Consider the following 26,149-nt stretch of genomic DNA (forward strand, 5'->3'; position numbering starts at 1 on the left):
GATTAGCCCCTACGATCGCGGACGATGAATTGTTCGGTGCGCTTGTTATGGCGCGTCTTGTAACCCTTGGTCGGGACACCCCACGGGGTGACCGGATGCGGATTACCCTGACCGGCCTTCGCCTCACCACCACCGTGCGGGTGGTCGACCGGGTTCATGGCCGCACCGCGAACGGTCGGACGCACGCCGCGCCAGCGCTTCGCGCCCGCCTTGCCCAGCTTCTCGAGGTTGTGCTCGTCGTTGCCGACTTCGCCGATGGTGGCGCGGCACTCGGACGGCACCTTGCGCATTTCGCCGGAGCGCAGACGCAGGGTGGCGTAGATGCCTTCACGCGCGACCAACTGCACCGCGGCGCCGGCGGCACGCGCGATCTGCGCGCCCTTGCCCGGCTTCAGCTCGATCCCATGGACAGTGGTACCGACCGGGATGTTGCGCAGCGGCAGGGTGTTGCCGGTCTTGATCGGCGCATCCGAACCGGCGATCACCTGGTCGCCGGCCTTCAGGCCCTTCGGCGCGATGATGTAGCGGCGCTCGCCGTCGGCGTAGCACAGCAGGGCGATATGGGCGGTGCGGTTGGGATCGTATTCGATCCGCTCCACGCGCGCCGGGATACCTTCCTTGTTGCGCTTGAAGTCGATGACGCGGTAGTGCTGCTTGTGGCCACCGCCGACGTGGCGGGTGGTGATGCGGCCGTGGTGGTTACGACCACCGGACTTGCTCTGCTTTTCCACCAGTGCAGCGTGCGGGGCGCCCTTGTGCAGATCGGGCGTGACCACGCGCACGGCCGAACGACGGCCTGCGGAGGTGGGCTTGAATTTCATCAATGGCATGGGATGTACCTCAGGCCTTGGCCGTTACGTCGATGGACTGGCCTTCGGCCAGACGCACGTACGCCTTGCGCCAATCGCCGCGACGACCGCTGCGCGAACGGAAGGACTTGTTCTTGCCCTTGACGTTCAACACGTTGACCGACTCGACCTTGACGTCGAACAGCTGCTCGACCGCGGCCTTGACATCGGCCTTGGTGGCTTCGTTCGAAATCTCGAAGACGTACTGATTGGAGAGTTCCTGCAGGCGCGCGGTCTTTTCGGAGACACGCGGAGCGCGCAGCACGCTGAAGATTTTTTCGTTGCTGCTCATGCCAGCCACTCCTCGACCTTCTTGACCGCATCGGCGGTGATCACGACCGTATCGGCCCCGACCAGCGACACCGGATCCAGGCCCTGCACGTCGCGCACTTCCACGTAGGGAAGGTTGCGGGCGGACAGGTACAGATGCTCGGACGCTTCTTCGGTCACGATCAGCGGGCGCTTGCCCACTTCCAGACCCTTCAGCTTCTCGACCAGGCCCTTGGTCTTGCTGGCCTCGACGTCGAACGCGTCGACGACCATCAGGCGGCCCTGGCGGTTCAGTTCCGAGAGGATCGCGCAGATGGCTGCGCGGTACATCTTGCGGTTGACCTTCTGCTCGAAGCTGCGCGGCTTGGCCGCGAAGGTCACGCCACCGCCGACGAAGATCGGAGCGGTCAGCGCGCCGTGGCGAGCGCCACCGCCCTTCTGCTTCTTCGACTTCTTGGTGGTGCCGTTGACTTCCGAACGCGTCTTCTGCGCCTTGGTGCCGGCGCGGCCGGCGTTGCGATAGGCGACGACGACCTGGTGAACCAGATCCTCGCTGAAATCGCGGCCGAACACGGCGTCGGAGACCGAGACCTTGTTGTTGCTACCCGTGATAACGAGTTCCATCGTCATCTCTCCTTATGCCTTGCTAGCCGGACGCACGATCACGTCGCCACCGGCAGCGCCAGGCACAGCGCCGCGAATGGCGATCAGGCCACGCTCGACGTCGACCTTGACCACTTCCAGATTCTGCGTGCTCTGCTGCACCGCGCCCATGTGGCCGGACATCTTCTTGCCCGGGAAAACGCGACCCGGGGTCTGGCGCTGACCCAGCGAACCCGGCGCGCGATGCGACAGCGAGTTACCGTGGGTGGCATCGCCCATGCGGAAGTTGTGCCGCTTGATGGTGCCCTGGAAGCCCTTACCCTTGGTGACGCCCTGGACGTCGACCTTCTGGCCGACGGCGAAGATGTCCGCCTTGATTTCGCCGCCGACGGCGAACTCGCCCAGCTGCGCGTCCTCGACGCGGAACTCCCACAGGCCGCGACCCGCTTCGACCTTCGCCTTGGCGAAATGGCCGGACGCCGGCTTGTTGACCAGCGCGGCGCGACGGGCGCCCACGGTGATCTGCACGGCGCTGTAGCCGTCGGCTTCGACGGTCTTGAGCTGGGTGATGCGGTTCGGGGTCGCTTCGATCAGGGTGACCGGGATGGAGCGGCCGTCTTCGGTGAAGACGCGGCTCATGCCGGCCTTGCGGCCCACGAAGCCCAACGAATACTTCTTCGTCATGGTCGTAGTCCTCAGGTCAACTTGATCTGGACATCGACGCCAGCCGCGAGCTCGAGCTTCATCAGCGCGTCCACGGTCTTGTCGTTGGGGTCGACGATGTCGAGCACGCGCTTGTGCGTGCGGGTCTCGTACTGGTCACGCGCGTCCTTGTCGACGTGCGGGGAAACGAGGATGGTGTAGCGTTCGATCTTGGTCGGCAGCGGGATCGGGCCACGCACTTGCGCGCCGGTCCGCTTGGCCGTCTCGACGATCTCGCTGGCCGAACGGTCGATCAAACGATGATCGAACGCCTTCAGCCGAATCCGGATCTTTTGGTCCGCCATGACGGTGGGTTCCTTCGTTAAAAGAGCGACGGGCAAGGCCTCTGGGATACCTGCCCCGGTTGTTTCCTGATGTCGTACCGCAGAGCATCCGGCTCGGCGGGGGCATTCCTCCGCCCCAAAAACTGGGGCAGACCAGTCGACCCGGCCTGCCCAGACGGAAAAGTATAATGCGCAGCTAGAGCAACGTCAACAACCCGGGGCTGTTGAGTGCTCCATGCGACGCGACCTTCCCGGTCCTGCGAACACGAGCGGCGTCCTGCCTCTCTTTTCGCTGTCTTACCGGCGCCCTACCCAGGAACGCCGAGCCGCGCATTATAGCGACGACTTCACGCCTCCGCAACACCACGGCGGAGCAAATCGCAAGAATTTTGCATAGCCCGAAACGACGAAGGGCCGGCTTGCGCCGACCCTTCGCGATGCCGGCGACCGAGGTCGCTGGCGATTCCAGCCGGCGGCCTGCGCCGCCGGAGGGCATTACTTGATGATCTTGGCCACCACGCCGGCGCCGACGGTACGGCCGCCCTCGCGGATCGCGAAGCGCAGGCCTTCGTCCATCGCCACCGGGTTGATCAGCGTCACCACCATCTTGACGTTGTCGCCCGGCATCACCATTTCCACGCCTTCCGGCAGTTGCACCGCACCGGTGATGTCGGTGGTGCGGAAGTAGAACTGCGGACGGTAGCCCTTGAAGAACGGGGTGTGACGGCCGCCCTCGTCCTTCGACAGCACGTACACCTCGGCTTCGAACTCGGTGTGCGGCTTGATCGAACCCGGCTTGCACAGCACCTGGCCGCGCTCCACGTCGTCACGCTTGGTGCCGCGCAGCAGCAGCCCCGCGTTGTCGCCTGCCTGGCCCTGGTCCAGCAGCTTGCGGAACATTTCCACGCCGGTCACGGTGGTCTTCTGCGTCGCACGGATGCCGACGATTTCGATTTCGTCGCCCACCTTGATGATGCCGCGCTCGATACGACCGGTCACCACGGTGCCGCGGCCCGAGATCGAGAACACGTCTTCCACCGGCATCAGGAACGGCTTGTCCACGTCGCGCTGCGGCTCCGGGATGAACGAATCCAGCGCGTCCACCAGCTTCAGGATCGCCGGCACGCCGATCTCGCTCTGGTCGCCTTCCAGCGCCAGACGGGCCGAACCGTGGATGATCGGGGTGTCGTCGCCCGGGAAGTCGTACTTGCTCAGCAGCTCGCGCACTTCCATCTCGACCAGCTCGAGCAGCTCGGCGTCGTCGACCATGTCGGCCTTGTTCAGGAACACCACGATGTGCGGCACGCCGACCTGGCGCGACAGCAGGATGTGCTCGCGGGTCTGCGGCATCGGGCCGTCAGCGGCCGAGCACACCAGGATCGCGCCGTCCATCTGCGCCGCACCGGTGATCATGTTCTTGACGTAGTCCGCGTGACCCGGGCAATCCACGTGCGCGTAGTGGCGCGTCGGGGATTCGTATTCCACGTGGGCGGTCGAGATCGTGATGCCGCGCGCCTTCTCTTCCGGCGCCGCGTCGATCGCGTCGTACGCCTTGAACTCGCCGCCGAAGCGCTCTGCGCCGATCTTGGTCAGCGCCGCGGTCAGCGTGGTCTTGCCGTGGTCGACGTGACCGATGGTGCCGACGTTGACGTGCGGCTTGGTGCGCTCGAACTTACCCTTTGCCATGTCTTCTCTACCTCGTGATTCGTATTGGGGGACGAGCGAGCGGGATGCGGCGCGGATCGGGTCCGCGGCACGCATCCCGTCGCTCTAATCTCAGTTCTTCTTGATGACCGAGTCGGCGATGTTGGCCGGCGCTTCGGCGTAGTGGTCGAACTCCATCGAGAAGGTGGCGCGACCCTGCGACATCGAGCGCAGCGTGGTGGCGTAGCCGAACATTTCGCCCAGCGGCACCATCGCGTTGATCACCTTGCCCGACGGGCTGTCGTCCTGGCCCTGCAGGATGCCGCGACGACGGCTCACGTCGCCCATCACGTCGCCCAGGTAATCCTCCGGGGTGACGATCTCGACCTTCATGATCGGCTCCAGCAGCACCGGGTTGGCCTTGTTGAAGCCTTCCTTGAAGCCCATCGAGCCGGCGATCTTGAACGCCATTTCCGACGAGTCGACGTCATGGTACGAACCGTCGATCAGGCGCACCTTGACGTCCACGATCGGGTAGCCGGCCATCACGCCGTTGGCCACCGCTTCCTGGATGCCCTTGTCCACCGCCGGGATGTATTCCTTCGGGACCACGCCGCCGACGATCGCGTTCTCGAAGGTGTAGCCCTGGCCGCGTTCCTGCGGCTCGATCTCGAGCACGACGTGACCGTACTGGCCCTTACCGCCGGACTGACGCACGAACTTGCCTTCCTGCTTGACCGCCTTGCGGATGGTCTCGCGGTAGGCCACCTGCGGCTTGCCGACGTTGGCTTCGACGTTGAACTCGCGCTTCATGCGGTCGACGATGATTTCCAGGTGCAGCTCGCCCATGCCGCGGATGATGGTCTGGCCGGACTCTTCGTCGGTGTTGACGCGGAACGAGGGATCTTCCTGCGCCAGACGGCTCAGCGCGATGCCCATCTTTTCCTGGTCCGACTTGGTCTTCGGCTCGACCGCCATCGAGATCACCGGCTCCGGGAACACCATGCGCTCCAGGGTGATGATGTGGTCCTGCGCGCACAGCGTGTCGCCGGTGGTGACGTCCTTCAGGCCCACCGCCGCGGCGATGTCGCCCGCGCGCACTTCCTTGATCTCTTCGCGGTTGTTGGAGTGCATCTGCAGGATGCGACCCACGCGCTCCTTCTTCGACTTGACCGGGTTGTACACCTGGTCGCCGGAGTTCAGCGTGCCCGAGTAGACGCGGAAGAAGGTCAGCGAGCCGACGAACGGGTCGGTCATGATCTTGAACGCCAGCGCCGAGAACGGGGCGTTGTCGGTGGCCGGACGGCTGTCTTCCTTCTCGTCCTCGTCGATGCCCTTGACCGGCGGACGGTCGCTGGGCGACGGCAGCAGCTGGATCACGCCGTCGAGCATGGCCTGCACGCCCTTGTTCTTGAACGCGGTACCGCAGTACACCGGCACCACTTCCACCTTCAGGGTGCGCTCGCGCAGACCGCCCAGGATCTCGGCCTCGGACAGGTCGCCCTCGTTGAGGTACTTGTCCATCAGGTCTTCGTTGGCTTCGGCCGCGGCCTCAACCATGAACGCGCGCGCTTCGGCGGCCTTGTCGACCAGGTGCGCGGGGATGTCGCGGTATTCGAACACGGTGCCCTGCGAGGCGGTATCCCAGTGGATCGCCTTCATCTTGACCAGGTCGACCACGCCTTCGAAGCCGTCTTCGGCGCCGATCGGCACCTGCATCGGCACCGGGTAGGCGCCCAGGCGGGCCTTCAGCTGCTCGACGACCTTGTCGAAGTTGGCGCCGGTGCGGTCCATCTTGTTGACGAACGCCAGACGCGGCACCGCGTACTTGTTGGCCTGACGCCACACGGTCTCGGACTGCGGCTGCACGCCGCCGACCGCGCACAGCACGAACACCGCGCCGTCGAGCACGCGCAGCGAGCGCTCGACTTCGATGGTGAAGTCCACGTGCCCGGGGGTGTCGATGATGTTGAAGCGGTGCTGCGGCATGGACTTGTCCATGCCAGTCCAGAACGCGGTGGTGGCCGCGGAGGTGATCGTGATGCCACGCTCCTGCTCCTGCTCCATCCAGTCCATCGTCGCGGCACCGTCATGCACCTCGCCGATCTTGTGGCTGACGCCGGTGTAGAACAGGATGCGTTCGGAGGTGGTGGTCTTGCCGGCATCGATGTGAGCCATGATGCCGAAGTTGCGGTAACGCTCGATGGGAGTGGTACGGGCCACAGGGAGCCTCTCAAATTTCTTGGATTTCGGATGGCCGAACGCCGCCTTGCGGCGGCCTTCGGATTTGTGCCACGCGCAACGGCGCGGCTAGCGGCACTCAGATGGTGCCAGCGGGCCCCGTTTCCAAGGCCCGGAAGGTCACCAGCGGTAGTGCGCGAACGCCTTGTTCGCTTCCGCCATGCGGTGAGTCTCTTCGCGCTTCTTGATGGCGCCGCCACGGTTTTCCGAAGCATCGACCAGCTCGGCCGCGAGCTTGCGCGGCATCGAGTTCTCGCCGCGCTTGCGCGCCGAGTCGATCAGCCAGCGCATCGCCAGCGCCATGCGACGGGAGGAACGCACCTCGACCGGCACCTGGTAGGTGGCGCCGCCGACGCGGCGGGACTTGACTTCGACCGCCGGAGCGACGTTGTCCAGCGCCTTCTGCACCAGCTCGATGGCGTTGGGGTTCTTCTCGCCGATCACGTCCATCGCGCCGTACACGATCTTTTCGGCGACCGACTTCTTGCCGCTCAGCATCACCATGTTGATGAAGCGGGCGATGGTTTCGCTCCCGTGCTTGGGGTCCGGGAGAACGGCGCGCTGCGGCGTATTACCTTTACGAGACATGTGTACTTTCCCTTAGCTCTTCGGGCGCTTGGCGCCGTACTTGGAACGACCCTGGCGACGCTTGGCAACGCCGGCAGCGTCGAGCGAACCGCGCACGGTGTGGTAGCGCACGCCCGGCAGATCCTTGACGCGGCCGCCGCGGATCAGGACCACGGAGTGCTCCTGCAGGTTGTGGCCTTCGCCGCCGATGTAGCTGATGACCTCTTCCTGGTTGGTCAGGCGCACCTTGGCGACCTTGCGCAGGGCCGAGTTCGGCTTCTTCGGGGTGGTGGTGTACACGCGCGTGCAGACGCCACGGCGCTGCGGGCACTTGTCCAGCGCCGGAGAGGCGCTCTTGTAGGTGGTCGCCTGCCGCGGCTTGCGGACCAGCTGGTTGATCGTCGCCATCAGTGGATTCTTCTGATTGAGGCCGTCGGGCCTGGATGCGTGAAAACGAAGGCAGGCCGAAGGACGGCCTGCCGAGACAGGAAAGTATAGCGGGCAAGTCAAAGCGCCGTCAACACAACGGAATTTTTACTTGCTGGCCCGTCCGGGGCCGGAATACGGGGCGCTTCCGCTGCGCCCCCTTTCGCTTGGTAGACCGGCCCCGCGAGCGGGACCGGTCCGGCTTGCTGCTTACTCTTCGCTGCCCGCAGCCGCCGGCGCGGAGGTCTCGACCGCTGGCTCGGCGCTGCCGCCGGACAGGGTCTGCATCTCCGACTCGGTCAGGCCGCTGGCGTTGCGGCGGCGCGTGTTGTGGTACGCCAGGCCGGTACCGGCCGGGATCAGGCGACCCACGATCACGTTTTCCTTCAGGCCGCGCAGCGTGTCGCTGGTGCCGCGGACCGCCGCCTCGGTGAGGACGCGGGTGGTCTCCTGGAACGACGCGGCCGAGATGAACGACTCTGTCGCCAGCGAGGCCTTGGTGATGCCCAGCAGCACCGGCTCGTACTTGGCCGGCAGCTCGTTGCGGGTCACCAGGCGGGCGTTCTCCTCGATGACGCGCTGGCGCTCGGCCTGCTCGCCGTTGAGGAACTTGCTGTTGCCCTGGTCGGTGATCTCGACCTTGCGCAGCATCTGCCGGGTGATGACCTCGATGTGCTTGTCGTTGATCTTCACGCCCTGCAGGCGGTACACGTCCTGGATTTCCTTGACCAGGTACGCGGCCAGCGGCTCGACGCCCAGCAGACGCAGGATGTCCTGCGGGCTCGGCTCGCCGTCCACCACGGTTTCGCCCTTGGCCACGTGCTCGCCTTCGAACACGATGATCTGGCGGTACTTCGGGATCAGCTCTTCGTGCTCCGACCCGTCGGTGTCCTTGATGATCAGGCGCTGCTTGCCCTTGGTGTCCTTGCCGAAGCTGATGATGCCCGAACGCTCGGCCAGGATCGCCGGATCCTTCGGCTTGCGCGCTTCGAACAGGTCGGCCACGCGCGGCAGACCACCGGTGATGTCGCGGGTCTTGGACGCTTCCTGCGGGATCTTGGCGACCACGTCGCCCACGCCGACCGGCGCGCCGTCCTGCAGGTTGACGATCGAGCGCGGCGGCAGCAGGTACTGCGCCGGCAGATCGGTGCCCGGGATGGTCAGGTCGTTGCCCTTGGCGTCGACGATGCGCACGATCGGGCGCAGGTCCTTGGCCTGGGTGCCGCGACGCTTCGGATCGGTGATCTCGCGCGAGGCCAGGCCGGTCAGTTCGTCGGTCTTCTCGATGACGGTGACGCCGTCGATGAAGTCGATGAAGCGGATGAAACCGGCCACTTCCGACACGATCGGGTGATTGTGCGGATCCCAGTTCGCCACCGACTGGCCGGCCTTGACGGCGTCGCCGTCCTTGGCGGTGATGGTGGCGCCGTACGGCAGCTTGTAGCGCTCGCGCTCGCGGCCGTGGCCGTCGAGCACCGACAGTTCGCCCGAACGCGACACCGCCACCAGCGAGCCGTTGGCATGCTCGACCGACTTGAGGTTGTTGAACTTGATCGAACCGGTGGTCTTGACCGTGATGTTGTCCACCGCCGCCGCACGCGAGGCCGCGCCGCCGATGTGGAAGGTACGCATGGTCAGCTGGGTACCCGGCTCGCCGATCGACTGCGCGGCGATGACGCCGACCGCTTCGCCGATGTTGACCAGGTGGCCACGGGCCAGGTCGCGGCCGTAGCAACGCGCGCACACGCCGAACGCCGATTCGCAGGTGATGGTCGAGCGGACCTTGACCGACTGCACGCCGGCCTCTTCCAGCTTGGCCACCCACTGCTCGTCGAGCAGGGTGTTGCGGGTGACGATCGGATCCTCGTCGTTGCCCGGCAGGAACACGTCCTCGGCCACCACGCGGCCGAGCACGCGGTCGCGCAAGGGTTCGACCACGTCGCCGCCTTCCACGATCGGGGTCATGGTCAGGCCGTCGGTGGTGCCGCAATCGGGCTCGGTGATCACCACGTCCTGCGCCACGTCGACCAGGCGGCGGGTCAGGTAACCGGAGTTGGCGGTCTTCAGCGCGGTATCGGCCAGACCCTTACGGGCACCGTGGGTGGAGTTGAAGTACTCCTGCACGTTCAGGCCTTCGCGGAAGTTCGCCTTGATCGGCGTCTCGATGATCGAGCCATCCGGGCGGGCCATCAGGCCGCGCATGCCGGCCAGCTGACGGATCTGCGCCTGCGAACCACGCGCGCCGGAGTCGGCCATGATGTACAGCGAGTTCATCGACTTCTGGTCGATGGTCTCGCCCTTGGCGTTGACCACCTTCTCGGTGCCGATGGTGTCCATCATCGCCTTGGCGATGCGCTCGTTGGTGCGCGACCAGATGTCCACGACCTTGTTGTAGCGCTCGCCGGCGGTGACCAGACCGGACTGGTACTGCTCCTGGATTTCCAGCACTTCCTGCTCGGCTTCGCCGAGGATGCCCTTCTTCTCCGACGGGATCAGCATGTCGTCGATGCCGATCGACACGCCGGCGCGGGTCGCGTAGGCGAAGCCGGTGTACATCAGCTTGTCGGCGAACACGACGCTGTCCTTCAAACCCAGCTGACGGTAGCTGGAGTTGATCAGGCGGCTGATGTTCTTCTTGGTCAGCTCGGTGTTGGCCAGCGCGAACGGCAGGCCTTCCGGCAGGATCTCGGCCAGCAGCGCGCGCCCGATCGTGGTGTCCACGATCGAGGCCTTCTTGCTGCGGTTGCCGTCCTCGTCGATCACCGTCTCGGTGATGCGGACCTTGACCTTGGCGTGCAGTTCGACCGCACGGTTGTCGTAGGCGCGCTTCACTTCGGCGATGTTGGCGAAGACCATGCCCTCGCCCTTCTTGTTCTCCAGCGCGCGGGTCATGTAGTACAGACCCAGCACCACGTCCTGCGACGGCACGATGATCGGCTCGCCGTTGGCCGGCGACAGGATGTTGTTGGTGGACATCATCAGCGCGCGCGCTTCCAGCTGCGCTTCCAGCGACAGCGGCACGTGCACGGCCATCTGGTCACCGTCGAAGTCGGCGTTGAACGCGGTGCAGACCAGCGGGTGCAGCTGGATCGCCTTGCCTTCGATCAGCACCGGCTCGAACGCCTGGATGCCCAGACGGTGCAGGGTCGGCGCACGGTTCAGCAGCACCGGGTGCTCGCGGATCACCTCTTCCAGGATGTCCCAGACCTCGGCTTCTTCGCGCTCGACCAGCTTCTTGGCGGCCTTGATGGTGGTGGCCAGGCCGCGACGCTGCAGCTTGGCGAACACGAACGGCTTGAACAGCTCCAGCGCCATCTTCTTCGGCAGGCCGCACTCGTGCAGACGCAGGGTCGGGCCGACCACGATCACCGAACGGCCGGAGTAGTCCACGCGCTTGCCGAGCAGGTTCTGGCGGAACCGGCCCTGCTTGCCCTTGATCATGTCGGCCAGCGACTTCAGCGGGCGCTTGTTGGTGCCGGTGATGGCACGGCCGCGACGGCCGTTGTCCAGCAGCGCATCGACCGATTCCTGCAGCATGCGCTTTTCGTTGCGCACGATGATGTCCGGCGCGTTCAGCTCGAGCAGGCGGCGCAGGCGGTTGTTGCGGTTGATGACGCGGCGGTACAGATCGTTCAGATCGGACGTCGCGAAGCGGCCGCCGTCCAGCGGCACCAGCGGACGCAGATCCGGCGGCAGCACCGGCAGCACGGTCATCACCATCCACTCCGGACGGTTGCCGGACTCGATGAAGGCCTCGATCAGCTTGATGCGCTTGGTCAGACGCTTGAGCTTGGTTTCCGAACCGGTGCTGGCGATCTCTTCGCGCAGGCGGGTCATTTCCGACTGCAGGTCGATGGTGCGCAGCAGTTCGTACACGGCCTCGGCGCCCATGGCGGCGTCGAAGTCGTCGCCGTGCTCCTGGCGCGCGGTCAGGTACTGCTCTTCGGTCAGCAGCTGGCGGCGCTCCAGGGCGGTCAGGCCCGGCTCGGTCACCACGTAGGCTTCGAAGTACAGCACGCGCTCGATGTCGCGCAGGGTCATGTCCAGCATCAGGCCGATGCGCGACGGCAGCGACTTCAGGAACCAGATGTGCGCGACCGGCGAGGCCAGGTCGATGTGGCCCATGCGCTCGCGGCGCACCTTGGCCAGTGTCACTTCGGTGCCGCACTTCTCGCAGACCACGCCGCGGTGCTTCATGCGCTTGTACTTGCCGCACAGGCACTCGTAGTCCTTGATCGGACCGAAGATGGCGGCGCAGAACAGGCCGTCGCGCTCGGGCTTGAAGGTGCGGTAGTTGATGGTTTCCGGCTTCTTCACTTCGCCGAAGGACCACGAACGGATCAGGTCCGGCGAGGCCAGCGCGATCTTGATCGCGTCGAAGTCCAGCGTCTGGCGCTGCTGGTTGAAGAGGTTGAGCAGGTCTTTCATTTGATTTCTCCGGGAATCGGGAATAGCGAATAGGGAATCGTTGGAAGCGGAGAGGCGGGACAGGAAACGCCGGCGGCCTGTGGGCAAACGCCCGGGCGGTTTCCTAGTCCCGACTCCTCATTCCCTGCCCTCAGTCTTCCAGTTCCATGTTGATCGCCAGCGAGCGGATTTCCTTTACCAGCACGTTGAAGGACTCCGGCATGCCGGCGACCATCTCGTGCTCGCCGTCGACGATGTTCTTGTACATCTGGTTGCGGCCCTGCACGTCGTCGGACTTCACCGTCAGCATTTCCTGCAGGGTGTAGGCCGCGCCGTAGGCTTCCAGCGCCCAGACTTCCATTTCGCCGAAGCGCTGGCCGCCGAACTGCGCCTTGCCGCCCAGCGGCTGCTGGGTGACCAGCGAGTACGGGCCGGTGGAGCGCGCGTGCATCTTGTCGTCGACCAGGTGGTTCAGCTTCAGCATGTGCATGTAGCCCACCGTGGTGTGGCGATCGAACGCCTCGCCGGTGCGGCCGTCGTACAGCTGGGTCTGGCCGCTGATCGGCAGGTCGGCGAGCTCGAGCATGTGCTTGATCTCGGCCTCGGTCGCACCGTCGAACACCGGGGTGGCCATCGGCACGCCGTCGGTCAGGTTCTTCGACAACGCCAGCAGTTCCGCGTCGCTGAACTGGTCCAGGTCCACGCGATCCTCGCCCAGCTTCTGGTCGTGGTTGTAGATCTGCGCCAGGAACTTGCGCAGGTCGGCGACCTTGGCCTGGGCCTCGAGCATGTTCTGGATCTTGCGACCCAGGCCCTTGGCGGCCCAGCCCAGGTGCACTTCCAGCACCTGGCCGATGTTCATACGCGACGGCACGCCTAGCGGGTTCAGCACGATGTCCACGGTCTCGCCGTTGGCCATGTACGGCATGTCCTCGATCGGCTGGATCATCGACACGACACCCTTGTTGCCGTGGCGACCGGCCATCTTGTCGCCGGGCTGGATGCGGCGCTTCACCGCCAGGAACACCTTGACCATCTTCAGCACGCCCGGGGCGAGGTCGTCGCCGGCGGTGATCTTGCCGCGCTTGTCGGCGAAGCGACGCTCGAACTCCTTCTCGTGCGCCTGGATCTGCTTCTGCGCGCGCTCGATCGCCTCGGAGGCGTCCTCGTCCTTCATGCGCAGCGCGAACCAGTCGGACTTCTTCAGGCCGTCCAGGTAGGCGTCGCTGATGGTGTCGCCCTTCTTCAGGTTCGGACCGCCGTTGGCGACCTTGCCGATCAGCTGGCCACGCAGACGCGCATAGATCGCGCTTTCCAGGATGCGGAACTGGTCGTCGAAGTCCTTCTTGACCCGCTTGATCTCGTTTTCCTCGATCTGGCGGGCGCGCTTGTCCTTCTCGATGCCGTCGCGGGTGAACACCTGCACGTCGATGACGGTGCCGTCCATGCCCGGCGGCACGCGCAGCGAGCTGTCCTTCACGTCCGAGGCCTTCTCGCCGAAGATCGCGCGCAGCAGCTTCTCTTCCGGAGTCAGCTGGCTCTCGCCCTTCGGCGTGACCTTGCCGACCATGATGTCGCCGGCGCGCACTTCCGCACCGATGTACACCACGCCGCTCTCGTCCAGACGGTTCAGCGCCTGCTCGGACACGTTGGGGATGTCGGCGGAGATTTCCTCCGGCCCCAGCTTGGTGTCGCGCGCCACGCAGGTCAGTTCTTCGATGTGGATCGTGGTGTAGCGATCCTCTTCCACCACGCGCTCGGAGAGCAGGATGGAGTCTTCGAAGTTGTAGCCGTTCCACGGCATGAACGCGATCAGCATATTCTGGCCCAGGGCCAGCTCGCCGATGTCGGTCGAGGGGCCGTCGGCCAGCACGTCGCCGCGCGCGATCACGTCGCCCACGTTCACCAGCGGACGCTGGTTGATGCAGGTGTTCTGGTTGGAACGGGTGTACTTGATCAGGTTGTAGATGTCGACGCCGGCGTCGGTGCCGCCACCGATCTCGGCCTCGTTGACCTTGACCACGATGCGGCCGGCGTCGATCTGCTCGATCACGCCGCCACGGCGGGCGTTCACGGTCACGCCCGAGTCGCGCGCCACGGCGCGCTCGATGCCGGTACCGACCAGCGGCTTCTGCGCACGCAGCGTCGGCACGGCCTGGCGCTGCATGTTCGCGCCCATCAGTGCGCGGTTGGCGTCGTCGTGCTCCAGGAACGGCACCAGCGCGGCCGCGATCGACACGGTCTGCATCGGCGACACGTCCATGAAGTGCACTTCCGCCGGCGGCTTCAGCAGCGACTCGCCCTGGTAGCGGCACGGCACGAACTGCTCGGTCAGGCGGCTCTTGGCGTCGTGCAGCGCGTTGGCCTGGGCGATGACGTACTCGTTCTCTTCGATCGCCGACAGGTACTCGACTTCGTCGGTGATCTGGCCGTCCACGACCTTACGGTACGGCGTCTCGAGGAAGCCGTACTGGTTGGTGCGGGCATACACCGCCAGCGAGTTGATCAGGCCGATGTTCGGGCCTTCCGGCGTTTCAATGGTGCAGACGCGGCCGTAGTGGGTCGGATGCACGTCGCGCACTTCGAAGCCGGCACGCTCGCGGGTTAGACCGCCCGGGCCCAGCGCGGAGACGCGACGCTTGTGCGTCACTTCCGACAGCGGGTTGTTCTGGTCCATGAACTGCGACAGCTGCGAGGAGCCGAAGAACTCCTTGATCGCGGCGGCCACCGGCTTGGCGTTGATCAGTTCCTGCGGGGTCAGGCCTTCGGACTCGGCCATCGACAGACGCTCCTTGACCGCGCGCTCGACGCGGACCAGGCCCACGCGGAACACGTTCTCGGCCATTTCGCCGACCGAACGCACGCGACGGTTGCCCAGGTGGTCGATGTCGTCGACCACGCCGCGGCCGTTGCGGATCTCGGTCAGGACCTTGATCACGTCCAGGATGTCGGAGCTGTCGGCGTGCTCGGCGACCAGGCGCTTGGACTCCTCGTCGTTGCGCTCGCCGAAGTACTTCTTGTCGTACAGCACCGACTCGCCGGTGACTTCCTTGCGGCCGACACGGCGGTTGAACTTCATGCGGCCGACCGTGGACAGGTCGTAGCGCTCGAAGGTGAAGAACAGGTTGTGGAACAGGTTCTGCGCGGCGTCCTTGGTCGGCGGCTCGCCCGGACGCATCATGCGGTAGATCTCGACCAGCGCCTCGAGCTGGGTCTTGGTCGGATCGATGCGCAGGGTGTTGGACAGGTACGGGCCGCGATCCAGGTCGTTGACCCACAGCGTGCCCACGGCGTCGACGCCGGCCTTGCGGAAGGCGGTCAGCTGATCTTCGCTGATCTCGTCGTTGGCGCTGGCCAGCAGTTCGCCGGTCGAGGCATCGACCACGTCGTGCGACAGGATGCGGCCGACCAGGTACTCGTCGGGCACGGCCAGCGCGGCGATGCCGGAGGCTTCGAGCTGCTTGACGTGGCGCGCGGTGATGCGCTTGCCGGCTTCGACGATGACCTTGTCGCCGTCGGCCAGGTCGAAGTTCAGGGTTTCGCCGCGCAGGCGCTCGGGCACCAGCTCCAGCTGCACGCCTTCCTTCGGGTCGATGTGGAAGGTGTTGATCTCGAAGAACTCGGACAGCATCTCCTCGTTCGAGTAGCCGAGCGCGCGCAGCAGGATCGACACCGGCAGCTTGCGGCGGCGGTCGATACGGGTGAACAGCGCGTCCTTCGGGTCGAACTCGAAGTCCAGCCAGGAGCCGCGGTACGGAATGATGCGGGCGCTGTACAGCAGCTTGCCCGAGCTGTGGGTCTTGCCGCGGTCGTGGTCGAAGAACACGCCCGGCGAGCGGTGCAGCTGCGAAACGATGACGCGCTCGGTGCCGTTGACGATGAAGGTGCCGTTGTCGGTCATCAGCGGGATTTCGCCGAGGTAGACCTCCTGCTCCTTGACGTACTTGATCGCCTTGGTCGAGGACTCGCGATCGTAGATCACCAGGCGCACGGTCACGCGCAGCGGCGCGCCGTAGCTCATGCCGCGCTGGCGGCATTCACGCTCGTCGAACACCGGTTCGCCGAGCTTGTAGCCGACGTACTCCAGCGCCGCGTTGCCGCTGTAGCTGGAGATCGGGAACACCGATTTCAGGGCCGCGTGCAGGCCGTGGTCCGAACGCTTGTTCGGGTCGGTGTTCTCCTGCAGGAACTCGCGGTAGGAATCCACCTGGATGGCGAGCAGGAACGGCACTTCGAGGATCGAGCGCTGCTTGCCGAAGTCCTTGCGAATACGCTTCTTTTCGGTGAACGAATAAGACGTCATGAGGTATCACCTTGGCTGATGCGGGCCACGCGTCCGCGGCCCTGAGTGAACATAAATTGTCAGTTGGAAGTCGCTGGTATTGCCGGCACCAGCACGCCTTCTCCCGCTACTTCCAACTACCAACTCGGTGGTGAAGCGGGGACTGGGGAATGGAGAAAGGGGAATCGTGGAGCGCACGTAGCGTGGCTGTTCCGATTCTCCATTCCCGATTCCCGGTTCCCGCCTGAAACGGCCAAAGGCCGGGGGCTTTCGCCCCCAGCCTTCAGTGCATCGCCTTGAACGGCTGGCGATGCAAGGGACTGCTTACTTGACTTCGACCTTCGCGCCAGCGGCTTCCAGGTCCTTCTTGAACTTGTCGGCGTCTTCCTTCGACACGGCTTCCTTCAGGACGCCGCCGGCCTCGGTGAGGTCCTTGGCTTCCTTCAGGCCCAGGCCGGTGATGGCGCGGACGGCCTTGATGACGTCGACCTTCTTGGCGCCGGCGTCGATCAGGATGACGTTGAACTCGGTCTGCTCTTCGACCGGGGCGGCGGCCACGGCCGGACCGGCAGCGGCGACCGGGGCGGCGGCGGAGACGCCGAACTTGTCTTCGATGGCCTTGACCAGCTCCATCACTTCCATGAGGGTCTTTTCGGCGATTGCGTCGACGATCTGCTCGTTAGACAGGGACATTGTGATTACCTTTGGAATTTTTTCTGGATGAGGTTCTAGTGAACCGTTTCAGGTGTCGCGAACTTAAGCCGTTTCGGCCGGGGCTTCCGCTTCGGCGTCGGCAGGCGCGGCGTCGCCGCCACCCTGCTTGTCGCCCACGGCCTTGACCGCACGGGCGAACATGCTCGCCGGCTCGGCCAGCACGCGTGCCAGCATGGCCAGCGCCTGCTCGCGGGTCGGCAGCGACGCCAACACCTCGAGATGAGCGGCCGGATACAGCTGACCACCCAGCGACACGACCTTGGCCTGCAGCTTGTCGTTACCCTTGGCGAATTCCTTGATCAGACGACCGGCAGCGCCGGGTTCTTCCGTCGAGAACGCATACAGCAGCGGACCGACCAGCGCGTCCTGGACGCACTCGTATTCGGTACCGGCAACGGCACGCGCGGCCAGGGTGTTCTTGACAACACGCAAGTACACACCGGTTTCGCGCGCCTTCTTGCGCATCGCGGTCATTTGCGAGACCGTGATGCCGGCGTACTCGGCAGCAACCAAGGAGTGGGCCTTCGCGGCGACGTCGGCCAGTTCGGCGACGACTTCTTGCTTCTGGGACAGATTGAGAGCCATTGCACTCCTCCGTTAAAGCCGGGAGTTGAAATGCGCGACCTGGGATGCGTCAGGAGCGATACCGCCGCTCTTGCCAATCCCCAATCCCGAATCCCGAATCCCTGCTTCAAACTTACTCCGCTCGCGGCTCCTGCCGCTTGCGGTCCTGGGCGGCCTCCATCCTGGATGCCGGGGATGCCGCATGGCATCCCAGTTGGTGGCCGTTCCAGACCTGGAGTGAGCGCGCCCGGAACACCGGGCTGGCCTGCACCAGAAAAACTCCAGAAAGGCGGCACCATCTACGCCGGCTGGCCCCGAGGGGCTGATTAAGCGATCCCGCTGTACCGACGGCGACTCCTTGCCGTGTCGAGCTTCCGTGCCCGTCGTCGGTGTGCGCAGACCGCGCCTGCGGTCTTTGACGGCTTCGCGTCGGGTTGCCCCGGGCGACGCCTTCAAAAGGGTGACACCGGCGCCGCACCTCGCGGGCGGCGCCGTGTTGCGATTACTTCAGGGACAGCGAAGCCTGATCGATGGTGACGCCCGGACCCATGGTCGAGCTCACCGAGATCTTCTGCAGGTAGGTGCCCTTCGAGGTCGCCGGCTTGGCCTTGACCAGGTCCAGCAGCAGCGCCTGCAGGTTGCTCTTCAGCGCGTCGTCTTCGAAGCTGGCCTTGCCGATGGTGCAGTGGATGATGCCGGCCTTGTCGGTGCGGTAGCGCACCTGGCCCGACTTGGCGTTCTTGACCGCTTCGGCCGGGTTGGCGGACACGGTGCCGACCTTGGGGTTCGGCATCAGGCCGCGCGGGCCCAGCAGGGTGCCCAGCTTGCCGACGACGCGCATCGCGTCCGGGGTGGCGATGACCACGTCGTAGTTCAGGTCGCCGCCCTGCATCTTCTCGGCGAGGTCGTCCATGCCGACGGCGTCGGCACCGGCGGCCAGCGCCTCATCGGCCTTGGCGCCGGCGGGGGCGAACACGGCCACGCGCACGCTCTTGCCGGTACCGGCCGGCAGCACGGTGGAACCGCGCACCTGCTGGTCGGACTTCTTCGCGTCCACGCCCAGGCGCACGGCCACGTCGACGGCTTCGACGAACTTGGCCTTGCTGGTGGTCTTGACGATCTTCAGCGCTTCGTCGATCGAATACGCCTTGCCCGGCTGCACGGCAGCACGGATCGCTTTCTGTCGCTTGGTCTGTGCCATTGCTTAACCCTCCACCGTCAGGCCCATGCTGCGGGCGGAACCCGCAATCGTGCGTACCGCCGCTTCCAGCTCCGCCGCCGTCAGGTCGGCTTCCTTCGCCTTGGCGATCTCTTCGAGCTGCTTGCGGGTCACCTTGCCCACCTTCTCGGTGTTCGGGCGCTTGGAGCCGGAGCTGACGCCCGCGGCCTTCTTCAGCAGCACGCTGGCCGGGGTGCTCTTGGTGACGAAGGTGAAGGTACGGTCCGAATAGGCCGTGATGATGACCGGAGTCGGCAGGCCCGGCTCCAGCTTCTGCGTGGCGGCATTGAACGCCTTGCAGAATTCCATGATGTTCAGGCCACGCTGACCCAGCGCAGGACCGACCGGCGGCGAGGGGTTGGCCTGACCGGCCTTCACCTGCAGCTTGATGTAACCGACGACTTTCTTTGCCATTTTAGTGTCTCCGGGTGCTAGCGCCTAAACCGCAGGCTCCCCATCGCGACGGGAAAATCACGTGTCCCGCCATCACGTTTTTGAAGTGCGCAGAAAGCCGCCTCGCGGCGGCTTCCGTTCTGCCCGGCGGCTTGCCTGGACAGGGAGCCGCGCAGTATAGCAGAGATTTTGGCGCCCGGCGCAGCCGCGCCGGGGCGGGCTCAGGCCTTCTCGACCTGACCGAATTCCAGTTCCACCGGAGTGGAACGACCGAAGATCAGCACCGCCACGCGCAGGCGGCTCTTCTCGTAGTTGACTTCCTCGACCACGCCGTTGAAGTCGTTGAACGGGCCGTCGGTGACGCGGACCATCTGGCCCGGCTCGAACAGCACCTTCGGACGCGGCTTCTCCACGCCATCCTGAACGCGCTGCAGGATCGCATCGGCCTCTTCGTCGCGGATCGGCAGCGGACGATCGGCGGTACCGCCAATGAAGCCCATCACCTTCGGCGTTTCCTTGACCAGGTGCCAGCTTTCGTTGTCGATGCGCGGAATGCCGCCTTCGTCGTGGGTTTCGATCTGGACCAGCACGTAACCCGGGAAGAACTTGCGCTCGGAACGGCGCTTCTGGCCGGAGCGCATCTCGATCACTTCCTCGGTGGGGACCAGCACGTCACCGAAGCGCTCCTGCATCTCGTCACGCGCAATACGGTCGCGCAGCGCTTGGGCCACGGACTTCTCGAAGCCTGAATAGGCGTGAACGACATACCAACGCTTCACTGCTGCACTCTCCTCAACGGCTCACGAACCACTGCATCAGCTTCTGGATCAGGAAATCGAACCCGCCCAGCAACAGACTCAGAATGATCACCACCACGATCACCACCCAGGTGGTGCGGATGGCTTCCTGGCGGGTCGGCCACACCACCTTGCGCAGTTCGAAACGGGATTCGGACAGGAACTCGCGGCCTTCGCGACCCTTGGCGGTCAGCAGGAACACCGCGGCACCGGCGACCAGGCCGGCGACCACCGCCAGTCCGCGCAGCGGACCGGACCAACTCCCCAGCTGTGCAGCACGGCTCGCATCGCCGAACCAGAACCAGACAAACAGGCCGGCGACCACCAGCAACGCAGCGATGACGTACTTGACGATATCGCCACCGACAGAGGCGGCGGGGCCTTTGGAATGCTCGATCTTGCTGTTCATCCGACTCTTGCTGCTATGCGACCGAGGTCACTGGATAGGGAGCGGCAGATTGGCACGCCAGGAGGGACTCGAACCCCCAACCTGCGGTTTTGGAGACCGCTGCTCTGCCAATTGAGCTACTGGCGTGTAGTAAGAACGACTGCACTTCCCTGAGACGGCGAAGGCGGACCGAAGGTTCCGGCCCGCCCTTCGCTGAACCCGACGGCCGTAGCCGCCTGCACCTCGTCGGATTCCGGCGGCCGAGACCGCCATCCTGCCGTCGAGCCCGGCGGCCTGCGCCGCCGGAGGGCATTACTTGATGATCTTGGCCACCACGCCGGCGCCGACGGTACGGCCGCCTTCGCGGATCGCGAAGCGCAGGCCTTCGTCCATCGCCACCGGGTTGATCAGCGTCACCACCATCTTGACGTTGTCGCCCGGCATCACCATTTCCACGCCTTCCGGCAGCTGCACCGCACCGGTGATGTCGGTGGTGCGGAAGTAGAACTGCGGACGGTAGCCCTTGAAGAACGGGGTGTGACGGCCACCCTCGTCCTTCGACAGCACGTACACCTCGGCTTCGAACTCGGTGTGCGGCTTGATCGAACCCGGCTTGCACAGCACCTGGCCGCGCTCCACGTCGTCACGCTTGGTGCCGCGCAGCAGCAGGCCCGCGTTGTCGCCCGCCTGGCCCTGGTCCAGCAGCTTGCGGAACATTTCCACGCCGGTCACGGTGGTCTTCTGCGTCGCACGGATGCCGACGATCTCGATTTCGTCGCCCACCTTGATGACGCCGCGCTCGATACGACCGGTCACCACGGTGCCGCGACCCGAGATCGAGAACACGTCTTCCACCGGCATCAGGAACGGCTTGTCCACGTCGCGCTGCGGCTCCGGGATGAACGAGTCCAGCGCGTCCACCAGCTTCAGGATCGCCGGCACGCCGATCTCGCTCTGGTCGCCTTCCAGCGCCAGACGGGCCGAACCGTGGATGATCGGGGTGTCGTCGCCCGGGAAGTCGTACTTGCTCAGCAGCTCGCGCACTTCCATCTCGACCAGCTCGAGCAGCTCGGCGTCGTCGACCATGTCGGCCTTGTTCAGGAACACCACGATGTGCGGCACGCCGACCTGACGCGACAGCAGGATGTGCTCGCGGGTCTGCGGCATCGGGCCGTCAGCGGCCGAGCACACCAGGATCGCGCCGTCCATCTGCGCCGCACCGGTGATCATGTTCTTGACGTAGTCCGCGTGACCCGGGCAATCCACGTGCGCGTAGTGGCGCGTCGGGGATTCGTATTCCACGTGGGCGGTCGAGATCGTGATGCCGCGCGCCTTCTCTTCCGGCGCCGCGTCGATCGCGTCGTACGCCTTGAACTCGCCGCCGAAGCGCTCTGCGCCGATCTTGGTCAGCGCCGCGGTCAGCGTGGTCTTGCCGTGGTCGACGTGACCGATGGTGCCGACGTTGACGTGCGGCTTGGTGCGCTCGAACTTACCCTTGGCCATGGCTGCTTCTTCTCGGTGATCGTAGAAAGATTTGACGACTGAATATGGTGCTCACGAAAGGAATCGAACCTTCGACCTCCTCCTTACCAAGGAGGTGCTCTACCGACTGAGCTACGTGAGCGTTGTTCTATTGTGACACAAGCGCGTTCAATGGAGCGGGAGACGGGAATCGAACCCGCACCATCAGCTTGGAAGGCTGAGGTTCTACCGTTGAACTACTCCCGCTACGGGATGCCGCACTGCCACAACAAAATAACTGGTGGAGGGAGGTGGATTCGAACCACCGAAGGCGTAAGCCAGCAGATTTACAGTCTGCCCCCGTTGGCCGCTTGGGTATCCCTCCAACTTACCCACTCGAACCCGGCTGCGAGGCCGAAATCAGAGAGGGGTGAAACAGCCCGCTATTCTTCCCTGACATCCCCGCCTTGTCAACAGTATTTTGACGCGATGTCGCAGGAAATCGTCGTGGCTCGCGCGCGCCCGGCCAGGACGCGCGCGCGCATCAGACGTTGAAGCGGAAATGCAGGATATCGCCTTCCTGCACGCGGTACTCCTTGCCTTCCAGACGCAGGCGCCCGGCTTCCTTGGCGCCGGCCTCGCCCTTGTACTTGATGAAGTCGTCGTAGGCGATGGTTTCGGCGCGGATGAAGCCCTTCTCGAAGTCGGTGTGGATCACCGCCGCGGCCTGCGGTGCGGTCGACCCGGCCTTGACCGTCCAGGCGCGCACTTCCTTCACGCCAGCGGTGAAGTAGGTCTGCAGCCCCAGCAGGGTGTAGCCGGCGCGGATCACCCGGTTCAGGCCCGGCTCGCTCAGGCCCAGATCGGCCAGGAACGCATCGCGGTCGGCGTCGTCCAGCTGCGACAGCTCCTCCTCGATCGCCGCCGACACCGGCACCACCTCGGCGCCCTCGGCGGCGGCATGCGCGCGCACCGCATCCAGGTGCGGATTGTTCTCGAAGCCGTCTTCCAGCACGTTGGCGATGTACATCACCGGCTTGAGGGTGAGCAGGAACAGGTCGCGCACCAGCGCCTTCTCTTCCTCGTCCAGCCCGGCGTTGCGCCCGGCCTTGCCCTCGGCCAGCGCGGCCTGCAGCTTGGCCAGCACCGGCTTGCGCGCCGCCGCGTCCTTGTCGCCGCCCTTGGCCGAACGCTCGGCGCGGTTGAGCGCCTTCTCCACGCTGTCCAGATCGGCCAGGGCCAGTTCGGTGTCGATGGTCTCGATGTCGGAAACCGGGTCGACCTTGTTGTTCACATGGATGATGTCGCCATGCTCGAAGCAGCGCACCACGTGGGTGATCGCATCGACCTCGCGGATGTGCGCCAGGAACTTGTTGCCCAGGCCCTCACCGCTGGCCGCACCGGCGACCAGGCCGGCGATGTCGACGAACTCGACCGCGGTCGGCACGACCTTCTGCGGATTGATGATCGCCGCCAGCGCGTTCAGGCGCGGATCCGGCACCGGCACCACGCCCACGTTCGGCTCGATGGTGCAGAACGGAAAATTGGCCGCAGCGATGCCCGCCTTGGTCAGCGCATTGAACAGGGTCGACTTGCCGACGTTGGGCAGGCCGACGATGCCGCATTTGATGCCCATGTGTGTGATCCGGGAATGGAGAATCGGGAATAGGGAATCGGAAAGCATAGCCGCCTTTCCATTCCCCATTCCCCATTCCCTATTTCCCCTGCGTATGCAACCGCTTCATCGCCTCGTTGAAATCGCCCTGCACGGCCAGCGGCAGCACGTCGATGGCGTCGTCGATGGCGCGATCGATGAGCACCTGGTCGTCCTTGCCGGCGCGCCCCAGCACCCACGGCACCACCTTGTCCTTGTGGCCGGGATGGCCGATGCCGATGCGCAGGCGGTGGAAGCCGGCGTGCCCGAGCAGGCGGATGGTATCGCGCAGTCCGTTCTGGCCGCCGTGGCCGCCGTCGAACTTGAGCCGCGCCGTGCCTGGCGCCAGGTCCAACTCGTCGTGCGCCAGCAGCGCCTGCGCCGGTTCGATCTTCCAGAAGCGCAAGGCGGCCGTGACCGACTTGCCGCTGAGGTTCATGAAGGTGGCCGGCTTCAGCAGCCACACCGACTGCCCCGCGACCTCGACCTTGGCGGTCTCGCCGAACAGCTTGGCGTCCACACTCCAGCGCGCGCCGGCCCGCTCGGCCAACGCGTCGACAAAACGAAACCCAGCGTTGTGCCGGGTGTTCGCGTGTTCGGCGCCGGGATTGCCCAGGCCGACGATCAGACGCAGACCAGTCATGCGCAATGCATCGCCGCGGCGTCCGGACCGATGGCCCGGACGCCGCGCAGGCGATTACTTGCCGTCCTTCTTGGCCGGCTCGGCGGCAGCCGCCGCGTCGGTGGCTTCCGGCTCTTCCTCGACACGGCCGTGCTTGGCGATGACCACCGCCACGTCGTGCTCCTTGCCCAGCTTCAGTTCCGGCAGCTCGACGCCAGCCGGCAGCTTCAGGTCCGACAGGTGGATCACGTCGCCGACCGACAGCGCGGCCAGGTCGACTTCGACGAACTCCGGCAGGTCCTTCGGCAGGCACACGACCTGGATTTCGTTCAGCTCGTGGGTGACGACCACTTCGGCCGACTTGCCGGCCGGGGACACGTCCTCGTTGATGAAGTGCAGCGGCACCGAGGCGTGCAGAGCCTCGTTGTCGTTCACGCGCTGGAAGTCGATGTGCATGATCAGCTGCTTGAACGGGTGACGCTGCATATCGCGCAGCAGCACCTTCTGCACGTCGCCGTTCAGGCTCAGGCTGAGGATGGACGAATAGAACCAGTCGTTCTGGCTGGCCAGCCAGACTTCGTTGTGGTCGAGCTGGATGTTGACCGGCTTCAGATCGCCACCGTAGACGATCGCCGGGATCAGGCCGTCGCGACGGAGGCGGCGGCTCGCACCCTTGCCCTCGACTTCGCGGCGCTGAACCTTGATTTCATGCGTGGTTGCCATTTGCGTTTACTACCCTGGTTGAATGAACCGCCTCGCGGCGGTTTTGATGACTCTTCCGCGACCAGAAGAGTCTGTGAAGCCGGGAGTGGGGAATCGGGAATGGGGAATCGCAACAGCGCAATACCGCGCTCCGCCCATTCCCTATTCCCGATCCCCCATTCCCAGCCTTTAATCCACGTACAACGAGCTCACCGACTCGCCGAAGGCGATGCGGCGGATGGTTTCGGCCAGCAGCTCGGCGACGCTGAGCTGGCGGATCTTGCCGCAGGCGCGGGCGGCCTCCGACAGCGGAATCGTGTCGGTGACCACCAGTTCGTCCAGTTGCGAATTGCTGATGTTGCTCACCGCCGGGCCGGACAGCACGGCGTGCGTGCAGTACGCGGCGACCTTCAGGGCGCCGCGCTCCTTCAGCGCGGCCGCGGCGGCGCACAGGGTGCCGGCGGTGTCGACGATGTCGTCGACCAGCACGCAGGTCTTGCCCTCGACGTCGCCGATGATGTTCATCACCGTGGACACGTTGGCGCGCGGACGGCGCTTGTCGATGATCGCCAGGTCCGCATCGTCCAGGCGCTTGGCCACCGCGCGGGCACGGACCACGCCACCCACGTCCGGCGAGACTACGATCAGGTTGTCGGTGCCGTAGGCGCGCCAGATGTCGGCCAGCAGCAGCGGCGAGGCGTAGACGTTATCGACCGGGATGTCGAAGAAGCCCTGGATCTGGTCGGCGTGCAGGTCGACGGTCAGCACGCGGTCGGCGTTGACCGCGCTGAACATCTTCGCCGCGACCTTGGCGGTGATCGGCACGCGCGAGGAGCGCATGCGCCGGTCCTGCCGCGAGTAGCCGAAGTACGGCACCACCGCGGTGACGCTGGCGGCGCTGGCGCGCTTGAGCGCGTCGATGATCACCAGCAGCTCCATCAGGTTCTCTGCGCTGGGCGCGCAGGTCGGCTGGATCACGAACACTTCCTGCCGGCGCACGTTCTCCTCGATCTCCACCTGCACTTCGCCGTCGGAGAAGCTGGAGACCATCGCCTTGCCGGGGCGCACGCCCAGCTCGCGGCAGATGCTTTTGGCCAGGGGCTTGTTGGCGTTGCCGGAGAACACCAGCAGGTTGCGTTGGTCTTGCATGAGGGGTCTCTCGGGTGGCTGCAAAGAGCGTGTGGCGACGATAACGATGTGAATCGGGAAGCCAGGAGGAGCGATGCTTCTACCTGTTGAACCCCCGCACATGGATGTGCGGGCTTTTGCGAGGGACTCGCATAATGGCAGGGGCGGTAGGATTCGAACCTACGAATGCCAGGATCAAAACCTGGTGCCTTGGGCCTCTTGGCGACGCCCCT

22 protein-coding genes and 5 tRNA genes are annotated in these 26,149 nt (G+C 65.2%); all 27 read right to left on the reverse strand.

Annotated features, from left to right (window positions below):
• Positions 1-2 precede the first annotated feature (2 nt).
• Positions 3-830: a 50S ribosomal protein L2 gene (gene rplB / locus CEK65_RS15050; RefSeq protein ID WP_010341593.1), complete on the reverse strand. Its 828-nt coding sequence runs from the start codon at positions 828-830 to the stop codon at positions 3-5.
• A 10-nt stretch (positions 831-840) separates the two neighbouring features.
• On the reverse strand, positions 841-1,140 hold the full coding sequence (gene rplW / locus CEK65_RS15055) for a 50S ribosomal protein L23 (RefSeq protein WP_010341592.1): 300 nt from the start codon (positions 1,138-1,140) through the stop codon (positions 841-843).
• Positions 1,137-1,742: a 50S ribosomal protein L4 gene (gene rplD, locus CEK65_RS15060; RefSeq protein ID WP_010341591.1), complete on the reverse strand. Its 606-nt coding sequence runs from the start codon at positions 1,740-1,742 to the stop codon at positions 1,137-1,139. Before rplD ends, rplW begins: the two co-directional genes overlap by 4 nt.
• 12 nt (positions 1,743-1,754) lie before the next feature.
• Positions 1,755-2,405, reverse strand: a complete 651-nt coding sequence (rplC, locus tag CEK65_RS15065; RefSeq protein ID WP_010341590.1) for a 50S ribosomal protein L3 — start codon at positions 2,403-2,405, stop codon at positions 1,755-1,757.
• A gap of 11 nt (positions 2,406-2,416) precedes the next feature.
• Positions 2,417-2,728 (reverse strand): 30S ribosomal protein S10, encoded by a 312-nt coding sequence (gene rpsJ, locus CEK65_RS15070; protein WP_010341589.1) that lies wholly within the window; start codon positions 2,726-2,728, stop codon positions 2,417-2,419.
• A 474-nt stretch (positions 2,729-3,202) separates the two neighbouring features.
• On the reverse strand, positions 3,203-4,393 hold the full coding sequence (tuf, locus tag CEK65_RS15075) for an elongation factor Tu (protein ID WP_043093035.1): 1,191 nt from the start codon (positions 4,391-4,393) through the stop codon (positions 3,203-3,205).
• Positions 4,394-4,483: 90 nt separating this feature from the next.
• The gene (fusA, locus tag CEK65_RS15080; RefSeq protein ID WP_152182223.1) at positions 4,484-6,574 is read right to left on the reverse strand and encodes an elongation factor G; all 2,091 of its coding nucleotides are present in this window, start codon (positions 6,572-6,574) and stop codon (positions 4,484-4,486) included.
• Positions 6,575-6,712: 138 nt separating this feature from the next.
• Entirely contained in the window at positions 6,713-7,180 is a 468-nt protein-coding gene (gene rpsG / locus CEK65_RS15085) for a 30S ribosomal protein S7 (protein WP_010341334.1), read from the reverse strand.
• A gap of 12 nt (positions 7,181-7,192) precedes the next feature.
• A complete protein-coding gene (gene rpsL, locus CEK65_RS15090) occupies positions 7,193-7,567 on the reverse strand; it encodes a 30S ribosomal protein S12 (protein WP_003469157.1) in 375 nt (124 codons plus the stop codon).
• 228 nt (positions 7,568-7,795) lie between these two features.
• Positions 7,796-12,013, reverse strand: coding sequence for a DNA-directed RNA polymerase subunit beta' (gene rpoC, locus CEK65_RS15095; protein ID WP_152182224.1), 4,218 nt, complete (start codon positions 12,011-12,013; stop codon positions 7,796-7,798).
• A 130-nt stretch (positions 12,014-12,143) separates the two neighbouring features.
• Positions 12,144-16,295, reverse strand: a complete 4,152-nt coding sequence (gene rpoB / locus CEK65_RS15100) for a DNA-directed RNA polymerase subunit beta (protein WP_017908393.1) — start codon at positions 16,293-16,295, stop codon at positions 12,144-12,146.
• 303 nt (positions 16,296-16,598) lie between these two features.
• Positions 16,599-16,967, reverse strand: a complete 369-nt coding sequence (gene rplL, locus CEK65_RS15105) for a 50S ribosomal protein L7/L12 (protein ID WP_010341338.1) — start codon at positions 16,965-16,967, stop codon at positions 16,599-16,601.
• 63 nt (positions 16,968-17,030) lie between these two features.
• The gene (rplJ, locus tag CEK65_RS15110) at positions 17,031-17,573 is read right to left on the reverse strand and encodes a 50S ribosomal protein L10 (protein WP_010341340.1); all 543 of its coding nucleotides are present in this window, start codon (positions 17,571-17,573) and stop codon (positions 17,031-17,033) included.
• Between the two features lie 481 nt (positions 17,574-18,054).
• A complete protein-coding gene (rplA, locus tag CEK65_RS15120) occupies positions 18,055-18,753 on the reverse strand; it encodes a 50S ribosomal protein L1 (protein ID WP_017908392.1) in 699 nt (232 codons plus the stop codon).
• A 3-nt stretch (positions 18,754-18,756) separates the two neighbouring features.
• Positions 18,757-19,185 (reverse strand): 50S ribosomal protein L11, encoded by a 429-nt coding sequence (gene rplK / locus CEK65_RS15125; protein ID WP_010341342.1) that lies wholly within the window; start codon positions 19,183-19,185, stop codon positions 18,757-18,759.
• A gap of 200 nt (positions 19,186-19,385) precedes the next feature.
• Positions 19,386-19,943 carry a transcription termination/antitermination protein NusG gene (gene nusG, locus CEK65_RS15130; RefSeq protein ID WP_010341344.1) on the reverse strand — a complete coding sequence of 186 codons (558 nt, stop codon included), beginning with the start codon at positions 19,941-19,943 and terminating at the stop codon, positions 19,386-19,388.
• Between the two features lie 13 nt (positions 19,944-19,956).
• Positions 19,957-20,370: a preprotein translocase subunit SecE gene (gene secE, locus CEK65_RS15135; protein WP_017908390.1), complete on the reverse strand. Its 414-nt coding sequence runs from the start codon at positions 20,368-20,370 to the stop codon at positions 19,957-19,959.
• 50 nt (positions 20,371-20,420) lie between these two features.
• Positions 20,421-20,496 (reverse strand) — tRNA-Trp (locus tag CEK65_RS15140).
• Between the two features lie 165 nt (positions 20,497-20,661).
• Complete coding sequence (gene tuf, locus CEK65_RS15145; protein WP_152182225.1) at positions 20,662-21,852, reverse strand: elongation factor Tu; 1,191 nt, start codon at positions 21,850-21,852, stop codon at positions 20,662-20,664.
• Between the two features lie 45 nt (positions 21,853-21,897).
• Positions 21,898-21,973, reverse strand: a tRNA-Thr gene (locus CEK65_RS15150).
• A gap of 30 nt (positions 21,974-22,003) precedes the next feature.
• Positions 22,004-22,077 (reverse strand) — tRNA-Gly (locus tag CEK65_RS15155).
• Between the two features lie 32 nt (positions 22,078-22,109).
• Positions 22,110-22,195: transfer RNA gene (locus CEK65_RS15160), tRNA-Tyr, on the reverse strand.
• 159 nt (positions 22,196-22,354) lie between these two features.
• Complete coding sequence (ychF, locus tag CEK65_RS15165) at positions 22,355-23,446, reverse strand: redox-regulated ATPase YchF (RefSeq protein WP_010341267.1); 1,092 nt, start codon at positions 23,444-23,446, stop codon at positions 22,355-22,357.
• Between the two features lie 79 nt (positions 23,447-23,525).
• Positions 23,526-24,107: an aminoacyl-tRNA hydrolase gene (gene pth, locus CEK65_RS15170; protein ID WP_017907367.1), complete on the reverse strand. Its 582-nt coding sequence runs from the start codon at positions 24,105-24,107 to the stop codon at positions 23,526-23,528.
• A 54-nt stretch (positions 24,108-24,161) separates the two neighbouring features.
• A complete protein-coding gene (locus CEK65_RS15175; protein ID WP_017907366.1) occupies positions 24,162-24,809 on the reverse strand; it encodes a 50S ribosomal protein L25/general stress protein Ctc in 648 nt (215 codons plus the stop codon).
• A 168-nt stretch (positions 24,810-24,977) separates the two neighbouring features.
• On the reverse strand, positions 24,978-25,937 hold the full coding sequence (locus CEK65_RS15180; RefSeq protein ID WP_017907365.1) for a ribose-phosphate diphosphokinase: 960 nt from the start codon (positions 25,935-25,937) through the stop codon (positions 24,978-24,980).
• Positions 25,938-26,072: 135 nt separating this feature from the next.
• Positions 26,073-26,149 (reverse strand) — tRNA-Gln (locus CEK65_RS15185).

Origin of the sequence: Xanthomonas sp. LMG 12459 (assembly GCF_009192905.1) — a bacterium.
In the GTDB taxonomy this organism is placed as follows: domain Bacteria; phylum Pseudomonadota; class Gammaproteobacteria; order Xanthomonadales; family Xanthomonadaceae; genus Xanthomonas_A; species Xanthomonas_A sontii.